General features: G+C 65.8%; 8 protein-coding genes. 5 read left to right on the top strand and 3 right to left on the bottom strand.

Annotated features, from left to right (window positions below; translation table 11 throughout):
• From VK804_RS11485 to VK804_RS11475, 3 genes are all read left to right on the top strand, one after another.
• Positions 1-1,278 (top strand): hypothetical protein (locus tag VK804_RS11485; RefSeq protein ID WP_325370929.1); only part of this gene is annotated, 1,278 nt, incomplete at its 5' end.
• Between the two features lie 12 nt (positions 1,279-1,290).
• Positions 1,291-2,199, top strand: a complete 909-nt coding sequence (locus VK804_RS11480; protein ID WP_325370928.1) for a methylenetetrahydrofolate reductase — start codon at positions 1,291-1,293, stop codon at positions 2,197-2,199.
• A 166-nt stretch (positions 2,200-2,365) separates the two neighbouring features.
• A complete protein-coding gene (locus tag VK804_RS11475) occupies positions 2,366-4,228 on the top strand; it encodes an acetyl-CoA hydrolase/transferase C-terminal domain-containing protein (protein ID WP_325370927.1) in 1,863 nt (620 codons plus the stop codon).
• 175 nt (positions 4,229-4,403) lie between these two features.
• Here the strand turns inward: VK804_RS11475 and VK804_RS11470 are convergent, their stop codons facing one another.
• Positions 4,404-5,183 (bottom strand): enoyl-CoA hydratase, encoded by a 780-nt coding sequence (locus VK804_RS11470; RefSeq protein WP_325370926.1) that lies wholly within the window; start codon positions 5,181-5,183, stop codon positions 4,404-4,406.
• 188 nt (positions 5,184-5,371) lie between these two features.
• The gene (locus VK804_RS11465; RefSeq protein ID WP_325370925.1) at positions 5,372-6,022 is read right to left on the bottom strand and encodes a hypothetical protein; all 651 of its coding nucleotides are present in this window, start codon (positions 6,020-6,022) and stop codon (positions 5,372-5,374) included.
• A 357-nt stretch (positions 6,023-6,379) separates the two neighbouring features.
• Here VK804_RS11465 and VK804_RS11460 point away from each other — a divergent pair, with 357 nt between their 5' ends.
• Both VK804_RS11460 and VK804_RS11455 read left to right on the top strand, forming a co-directional pair.
• Positions 6,380-6,925 (top strand): sigma-70 family RNA polymerase sigma factor, encoded by a 546-nt coding sequence (locus tag VK804_RS11460; RefSeq protein WP_325370924.1) that lies wholly within the window; start codon positions 6,380-6,382, stop codon positions 6,923-6,925.
• Between the two features lie 2 nt (positions 6,926-6,927).
• Complete coding sequence (locus VK804_RS11455) at positions 6,928-7,563, top strand: DUF1109 domain-containing protein (protein WP_325370923.1); 636 nt, start codon at positions 6,928-6,930, stop codon at positions 7,561-7,563.
• Positions 7,564-7,581: 18 nt separating this feature from the next.
• Here the strand turns inward: VK804_RS11455 and VK804_RS11450 are convergent, their stop codons facing one another.
• Positions 7,582-8,691, bottom strand: a complete 1,110-nt coding sequence (locus VK804_RS11450) for a DUF2336 domain-containing protein (protein ID WP_325370922.1) — start codon at positions 8,689-8,691, stop codon at positions 7,582-7,584.
• Between the last annotated feature and the right edge of the window lie 45 nt (positions 8,692-8,736).

The following is an 8,736-nucleotide window of genomic DNA, read 5'->3' as shown; positions in this document are numbered from 1 at the left end:
GTGTCGCGGTTGCGCGATGGCGCCAAGATCACCACCGGAACGCTGGACAAGGTCCGCAGCTTTCTGTCCGAAAACCGGCAACGCCCGCCGCTGGCGCGGAGTAAACCGTCGCTGCCCGCGAAGGCGGTCAACGGCGCCAATGCCGCGACCGACATCCAGCCCGCCGGTTTCCGGTTTTTCGACAACCGGCAGAAATATCTGCTTTTCGTTTCCACCTGCAGCGAGAAGACCGACGTCGCCAACCGGATTTCTCTCGAACTCGGCAGTTTGCAGCCGACGCCGCCGGCGCTGCGGATTTTCGACGCCGGCGTCGGCGACGGCACCGTGCTGTCGCGGGTGATGCGGGCCTTGCACGCGCGCTTTCCGACCATGCCGCTCTATGTAGTGGCCAAGGAGATCAGCTACGAGGATGTCCGGCTGACCCTGGAGAAGATGGCGGACCGGCTGTTCGAGCACCCGGCGACCGTGCTCGTGATCACCAACCTTTATTACGCCGAAGCGCCGTGGCTGACGCCGCGTTCGGCGACGTCGGCGCAAAGCCTGCTGTGGAAGGACGTCGCGCTATCGGGCAATACCGCGCACGGCTTTGCGGAACAGATCGGCGAGCTCGAAGGATTTTTGGCCGAAAACTGGCGCGCGGGCATCAGCCCGACCACCGGCAATCCGGTTTATCAGCGGCCGATCGTCCTGACCCTGCGGCGCGAGGACCACTCCTTCCTGCTCGATCCGATCATGCCGCGGCCGGGACGGGTGATGGCCGACTACGATCTCGTGATCGCCTCGCAGCCCTATCGGGCGCGCGCCAGCGTCGAGTTCAAGGCCTCCAAGGTGGTGACCCCGCTGGTCCGCGCGCTGCGGCCGGGCGGGAGGCTGATCGGCATCCATTCCCACGGCCGCGATCCCGGCATCGAGATCATCGACCGGGTCTGGCCGGGCGAGGATCCCTTCAAGACCGACCGCTATGCCATCCTGCGTCAGGTCAAGCATGAACTCGGCGCCGCGTCCCGGCACTTCAATTTCAACGCCTCCTCCGATGCGCGATCGATCTTCCGCTACCACATGCACACGCTGCCGGACGAAGTCAGTGGTCCGATCGGAACCTCGACGCTGTTCGCGGCCTGGAACGCCGCGATCTATGTGGCGCAGATCGAGGACAGCAGGCTGTCGGAAGTGGTCCGCGACGGCCGTTATCTCGAGGCCACCGACGCCGTGCTGAAGCAGCATGGCGGCCTCTGGTTCAACGACGAGACCTATGTGATTTCGCGCCGCCGCCTCTAGGGGGAGTGAGCCGTGTCTGCATCCGATCACGCTCCCCGCGATCTCGCCGCGCTGCTGTCGAAGGCTTCGGTCGAGGTCTCCTCGCGCGGCCATCAGCTGCGGGAATTGCCGGATCATTTTCCCGCCGGCACCGAGGTCACGATCACCTTCCTGCCCGGCGACAATTATCGGCACAATGTCGCGACCGCCGCGGCGCTGCGCCGCACCGGTTTCAACCCGGTCCCCCATATCGCGGCCCGCGAAATGGTTTCGCGCGAGGCGCTCGACGATTTTCTGGCGCGGCTTGTCGGCGAGGCCGCTGTCACGCGGATCCTCTTGATCGCCGGCGATGTGGCGGCCGCGAAGGGGCCATACCGGTCGAGCCTCGACGTTGCTGCCGGCGGATCGATCGAGGCGCATGGGTTCGCGCGCGTCAGCGTTGCCGGTCATCCCGAGGGGCATCCCTTTCTCGCTGCGGCGCCCGCGCTGAAAGCGCTCGAGGCCTGGCGCGACTGGGGACGGCGGACCAGCATCCGCGTCGATGTGGTGACGCAGTTCTGCTTCGAAGCCGCACCCATCCTCGCCTGGATCGGCGAACTCGAGGCACACGGCATCGAGCTTCCCGTCATCGTCGGCCTCGCCGGTCCGGCCAGTCCCGCGACATTGACGAAATTCGCGCTCCGCTGCGGCGTCGGCAATTCGATGCGCGCACTGCGCGGCCAGATCGGCCGCTTCGGCCGGCTGTTGACGGATACCGGGCCGGATGACGTCATGCGCAGCCTGCGCTCGGCGCCCGCGTCGGCAACCGCGCCAATCGCCGGATTCCACCTGTTTCCGTTCGGCGGCTTGCGCAAGGCCGCCGAATGGTCGCGCTGTTATCAGCGGGAAGCGTTGCGGCAAGGCGAGCAGGCCGCGTCACGCGCTGCGGCTCAGAACCCGTAGAGCCGCGCCGGGCAGTGTCATCCTGCCGGTCTGCTCGGCCGAATAATCCCCAGCACAAGATTGGCGAGTGGCCGCGATCGGATTACCCGAACGGCGCGTCAGATTAGCAGCCCGAAATAGGCTATAGCTGCTGGCGTCCGATTCCGGGCGCTGCTGGATTTCACCGATGCCAAAGCTGTTCACCGACCCCGAGGCCATCGCGGAGGATATCATCCGCGACGTCGGGACCAATCTCGTGGTCGGGCTGCCGCTCGGGCTCGGCAAGGCTAACCACATCGTCAACGCGCTCTATGCGCGCGCTGACGCCGACCGCTCGATCAGCCTGACGTTTTTCTCCGCGCTGACGCTGGAAAAACCAAAACCGTCAAACTTGCTGGAGCGGCGCTTCATCGCGCCCGTCATCGACCGGTTGTTCGGCGGTTATCCCGACCTCGCCTATGCCGCACCGCTGCATGCGGGCGCGCTGCCGCCCAACATCAAGGTGATCGAATTCTTCTTCCTCGCCGGACGATGGCTGCACGTGCCGTTCGCGCAGCAGCACTACATTTCCGCCAATTACACCCATGCCTCGATGTATCTGCTGGCGCGCGGGCTCAACGTCGTCACCCAACTGGTGGCCAAGCGCGTCATCGACGGTGTCGCGCGCTACAGCCTGAGCTGCAATACCGACACCACGCTCGATGTGCTGCGCGCCCGCGCCGAGGGACGGGCATCGTTCAAATTGATCGGGCAAGTCAATTCCGAACTGCCGTTCATGCCCGGCGCGGGCGATTTGCCGGCGGATGAATTCAGCGCGGTGCTCGACAGTCCCGCGACCGATTTTCCGTTGTTCGCGCCGCCCGCCGAGCCGATCGCCGACACCAAATATGCGATCGGGCTGCACGCCGCGGGCTTGGTGCGCGACGGCGGCACTCTGCAGATCGGCATCGGCCAGATCGGCGACGCGCTGGCGCAGGGGCTGATCGTCCGCCACCGCGACAATGCGCAATTTTGCGGGATCATGAAGCAGCTTTCGCCTGGCGCCGAAGTGCCTGCGGCGCTGGAGACGAGCGCGTTCGAACGCGGGCTCTACGGCCTCAGTGAAATAGTGACGGAAGCGTTCATCGGCCTGATCGATGCCGGCATCCTCAAGCGCGAGGTCGATGGCGTGGTGCTGCACGGCGCGTTTTTCCTGGGGCCGAAATCGCTCTACCGCGCGCTGCGCGAGATGAGCGAGGGCCAGATCGCGCGGATCCAGATGATGCCGGTCTCCTTCACCAACGAGATCTATGGCGACGAGGTTTCGAAACGGCGCGCCCGCGTCGATGCCCGTTTCGTCAACGCTGCCATGATGGCGACCCTCCTGGGAGCCGTGATTTCCGACGGGCTGGAAGACGGGCAGGTCGTGAGCGGCGTCGGCGGTCAGTATAATTTCGTGGCGCAGGCGTTTGCGCTGCAAGGCGCGCGCTCGATCCTTTCGGTCGAGGCGACGCGGCAGGCCGGCCGAGGCACGCAATCCAACATCCGCTGGAACTATGGTCACGAAACCATTCCGCGGCATCTACGCGACGTCGTGATCACCGAATATGGCGTCGCCGATCTCAGGGGAAAATCCGACGCCGACGTGATCACGGCCATGCTCGCGGTCGCCGACAGCCGCTTTCAGGACGAACTGGCGCGGAGAGCCAAGGACGCCGGCAAGCTGCCGAAGGATTTTGTCATCCCCGCCGCTCACCGCGAGAATGTTCCGGAACGGATCGCGCGTGCGCTAAAGCCCGCGCGCGAGGCCGGGCTGCTGCCATCGTTTCCATTCGGCAGCGATTTCACCGATGTCGAGCAGCGGCTGATCCTGGCGCTGCAATTTTTGCAGGATGCGCAAGCCTCGCCGCTGCGGTTGCCCGGAATGTTGTGGCAGGGTTTTGCGCGAAGCCCCGATGCGGCCGACGCCGAATGCCTGGCGCGGCTCGGGCTCGACAAGCCCACGAGCCTGTCCGAACGCGCCTATCGCGCGCTGGTCAGCGCGGCGCTGGTGAGGAGCCGGGCGGGATAACTCATTCGGTCGCTCATAGGGAGCGTCATCCCCGCGCAACGGCGTCGCCGTTGTCGCTGGAGGTGCGAGCCCAGCGGTGCACTGCACCGCTGGGCTCGCCTCGAAGGATGGGCCACGGGCTGTATCCATCCTTCGAGGCGCGCCGAAGATGGCGCGCACCTCAGGATGACGACGATCACCTGTTCTTGTTCACCGGCTTGCGCTTCTCGATGAACGCGGCCATGCCCTCGGCGCGATCTTCCAGTGCGAAGGTGGAATGAAACAAATTGCGCTCGACGCTGATGCCTTCCGACAGCGGGGTCTCGAAGGCGCGGTTGATGGCCTCCTTGGCCATCGCCGCCGCGGGTCGCGACATCGATGCGATTTTTTCCGCCGCCGCCAGCGCCTCTTCCATCAATTTGCCGGCGGGCACGACGCGGCTGACGAGGCCCGAGCGCTCGGCTTCCGCCGCATCCATCATCCGCCCCGTCAGGCACAGATCCATCGCCTTGGATTTGCCGACGGCCCGGGTCAGCCGCTGGGTGCCGCCGATGCCGGGGATGGTGCCGAGCGTGATCTCGGGCTGGCCGAATTTCGCGGTGTCGGCGGCGATGATGATGTCGCACATCATCGCCAGTTCGCAGCCGCCGCCGAGCGCGTAGCCGCTGACCGCGGCGATCGTCGGCTTGCGGCAACGGGCGATGCGGTCGCCGCCGACCGAAGCAAAATCGCTAGAAAACATGTCGATGAAGGTTTTCGGCTGCATCTCCTTGATATCGGCGCCCGCGGCGAACGCCTTCTCGCCGCCGGCGAGCACGATGCAGCCGATCTTGTCGTCGGCCTCGAGGTCGTCGACGGCGGCGGCGATTTCCCGGAATACGTCGAACGACAAGGCATTCAGCATTTTCGGGCGGTTCAGCGTGATGATGCCGACCGCGCCTCTGCTTTCGACGATGATGTGCTCGAACGTGCTCATGGTCCACCCCTGACGATGTCGCGGGCAATGTGCCCGCTCGAGGGGGTGGCATCAAGTAGGGGCGATCCGCACCGACGTCATCCTGAGGTGCGCGCCCTTGCGCGCCTCGAAGGATGGGGTCTGGCAGCGGAGCCAGTCATCCTTCGAGGCTCGCCGAAGAGGCGAGCACCTCAGGATGACGGCTTGGTCTACGCCATGAACATGCGCGCGGCGGAGGCCATCGTCAGAAGCGCGCCGAAGCCGATGAAGATTTTGCCGATCAGGGAGGTCTGGTCCCAGGTGGAGGATTCGCTGCCGTTGGCCGTCGCGGGTGCAACCGGCGCGGCTTGTGCCTCGGTCGAGGCCACCGCCACGACAGCCTGAGCGCGGTCGCGCTGGGCGCGATCGCCCTCCTTGAGCGGATCGGGCCAGCCGACCTGGGTGTCGGCGGTGGGTTGAGCTTGGACATCAACCGGCTTGTCCGGGGCGGCCTGCAGAAGATTGTTGGCCCGTGCGGCCATGGCCTGCGCGGCGTTGCCGCTCGGCGTATCGGCTTGCGCCAGTTGCGCATTGGCATTGGCCACCGAGGGCGGCAGTACGGTTGCATGGTCGGCGTCGTCGGCCGCATAGGGCTTGTTGTCGCCGGAAGCTTTCAACGCAACAACCTGGCCGGGTCGATGATGGGCGTACTTTCTCAGGTGGTGTGTGCCGTGCCTGGCGTATTTCAGCGCAACCGGAGCCTTGGCCGTCGCCGGTTTCGCCGCGCCGTCAGTGACCGCCGCCTGCGATGGTCCGGCGAGGCAAATCAACAACCCCGCTGCGGCCATCAATGCCGAGCGCCCGCTGGCTTTGATCGTCATGTGGCAATCTCCCCAATTTGCCAGTCCCCGAAGCGAAAGGAGCCCCCGTGGCGTGTCGGCAACGGGGCAAAATAAGGGAATCTTCTGGTTACACCGGGCGAAAGCGGGGCAGCATTTTTGCCGCCGCCACGGCCGGCAAGGTGTCCAGCCGCCAAAGTTTTTTTGGAATCAAGGCTGCGGGTGCCAGCGGAGGCGATCGATGTTATGAGCCTGACGGATGCAGCAGCGGCCCCAGCGGTGGTTAGATCGGTTGCGGTTTGCTTGGGCCCGAAGGCGGCTCCGATCACGACTTCGTGATCAATGCTTTCGTAACGTAACAAATTGAAAGATCGACCGAATTGCAGTGTGGGAGCGCGCGTGCGCGAACGTGAAGACGAGTGGACCGGCCTGATGCGGTCGGCCATGTCAGGCGACGGTGCGGCGTATCATCGTCTGCTCAAGGCTGTCACGCCGGTGCTGCGGGCCGCCGCCCGCCGCGGTCTGGCGCGCGCAGGGCAGCCGGTCGATCAATCCGAGGACATCGTGCAGGATATCTTGTTGGCGGTGCATCTGAAGCGGCATACCTGGGACGCCGACGCGCCGTTCGCCCCCTGGCTGTTTGCGATCGCGCGCAACAAGCTGATCGATGCGCTGCGCCGCCGCGGCCGCCGTATCTTCGTCAATATCGACGACTTCGCCGAGACGATTGCGAGCGAGCCGGCCGCCGAAACCGCGCCCGCCGGCGAAGTCGCGGCCAGGCTGGCCTCACTGCCACAGCGCCAGCGCGACGTGCTGCAATCGATCGCGGTCGAGGCCGCGTCGATCAAGGACACGGCTGCGAAATTTTCCATGAGCGAGGGCGCGGTGCGCGTGGCGCTGCATCGCGGGCTCGCCAGCCTCACCGCCAAACTACGGGAGCCATGATCGTGGAAACCGATCAGCTCATTCGAACGCTCGCCGCAGACGATCACCGCGCCCGGCCGGTCGGCCTGGTGCTGGCGCTTTCGCTGCTCGCGGCAGCGCCGGTTTCGCTTGCGATCTTCTTTCTCGGCCTCGGCGTCCGTCCGGACGTCATGACCGCGATGCATAATCCGTTCTTCGACCTGAAGTTCGCGGTGACGCTGGCGTTGGCGATCTCGGCGATCGTGCTCAGCCTGCATCTCGCGCGGCCCGAGGCCTCGCTGCGCGGCTGGGCATGGTTATTGCTGATTCCGGCGGGACTATTGGTCGGCGGGATCGCCAGCGAAATGATGCTGCCGCAGCGGCTGCCGATGATCACCCGTCTGGTCGGCAGCAACTCGCGCATTTGCATGACGGCCATTCCGCTGATGTCGCTGCCGCTGCTGGCGGCGGCGCTGCTCGGCCTGCGCCACGGCGCTCCGGCCCGGCCCGCGCTCGCCGGCGCCCTCGCCGGGCTGTTGTCGGCGGGGTTGGCGGCGACGCTCTACGCCTCGCACTGCACCGACGATTCGCCGCTGTTCGTCGCGACCTGGTACACGATCGGAACCGCGCTCATCACCGCAATCGGTGCGCTCGCGGGATCGAGGATGCTGAGATATTGAGGCAGCGCCGCAAACCGCTCAGGCCGCCGGCGACGCGTTCTGCTGCATGCGGTGGAAACGCAACACCTGCTGTGCGGTCGAGGGCCGCAGCCGCTCATAGGTGGCCTTGCAGGCCTGCAGATCGGCAGGCTCCATCCCGGAGAGATCGTCGCGCATGTTGATGATCGCCTTGACGGTGAACCACGACATCCCGGAAACCTTGGCCAGGATCATGACGCCTTCGGCGCGGGTCTCGATCATCATGTTCTCGGCGATCGACACCGGCACGTTGGCGAGTGCCGCGATCGCGGCATTGGCTTCGTCGAACTTGCCTTCCTCGGCGAACGCTGCCAACTGATGCTCGTCGAGCCTGCCGTCCTCGTAGAGTGATTTGACCAGCGCGTGCGCGATGGCGGTTTCCCGGCTGATGGCCGAGGGCGCCGCGCGCGCGCGCCGCGTCGCCTCGCGCACCGCGGTCGGCACTTCCGCCGCCCGCTGCGGGTCGGCGGCCTCCAGCCGTTCCCGCACCGTCGCGGACGCCTTGGCGATGAGTTTCAAATAGAGATGGCGCGGGATCGTCGGACGCATGCCGAGGCAGGTCGCCAGATTGTCGTCGCCTTCGGCGCGATCGACCAGCCGGGTGAAGCCGCGCTCGGAAAATTCCGCGCCGGGATTGTTGACGGTAGAATGGATCACCTCGTCGTTGCCGCGCAGCACCAGCACGTCGGTGACCGCGCCGCTCAGCACCCGCCGTGTCGATATCGCCATCAGATGCGCCTGGCTCTTGTTGCGCGCGGTCTCGATCAGCGTCTCGTCGTCGAGCCGCTCCGATTGCGACAGCACGGGGGCTGCGACCTCGATCAAATCGTCGAACGCCAGCGCGCGGACGGTGAGCGGGGGCGCGCTGCCGAGCGGCGCCAGGCGATTGGCGAGCAGCGCCTTGGCGGAGATCTCGATGTGCTCCATCAGGCACTGAAACACGTCGTCGAACAGCCCGATCTGTTCGTCCGAGAAATCCACCGCGCCGTTGATGAACAGGTCGGTCACGCGGCGGAGCGTTTCCACCCGCCGCGCCACGGTGCCGTGCGCAAGCGTGGTCTGCAGCTCATCGAGCAGGCTTTCGGAGGTGGCAGCGGATTTCGAACTCATGACTCTATCCTGGAGCGTTCGGGTATTTTGGACCGGTGACGGTTT

This window comes from Bradyrhizobium sp. (assembly GCF_035484855.1).
Taxonomy (GTDB): domain Bacteria; phylum Pseudomonadota; class Alphaproteobacteria; order Rhizobiales; family Xanthobacteraceae; genus Bradyrhizobium.
This window is presented reverse-complemented; position numbering and strand designations above follow the sequence as displayed.

Bases quoted from the DNA above. Each gene is read 5' to 3' on its own strand.
- VK804_RS11475 (WP_325370927.1), top strand. From the start codon at position 2,366: ATGCCAAAGCTGTTCACCGACCCCGAGGCCATCGCGGAGGATATCATC.
- VK804_RS11470 (WP_325370926.1), bottom strand. From the start codon at position 5,183: ATGAGCACGTTCGAGCACATCATCGTCGAAAGCAGAGGCGCGGTCGGC.
- VK804_RS11465 (WP_325370925.1), bottom strand. From the start codon at position 6,022: ATGACGATCAAAGCCAGCGGGCGCTCGGCATTGATGGCCGCAGCGGGG.
- VK804_RS11450 (WP_325370922.1), bottom strand. From the start codon at position 8,691: ATGAGTTCGAAATCCGCTGCCACCTCCGAAAGCCTGCTCGATGAGCTG.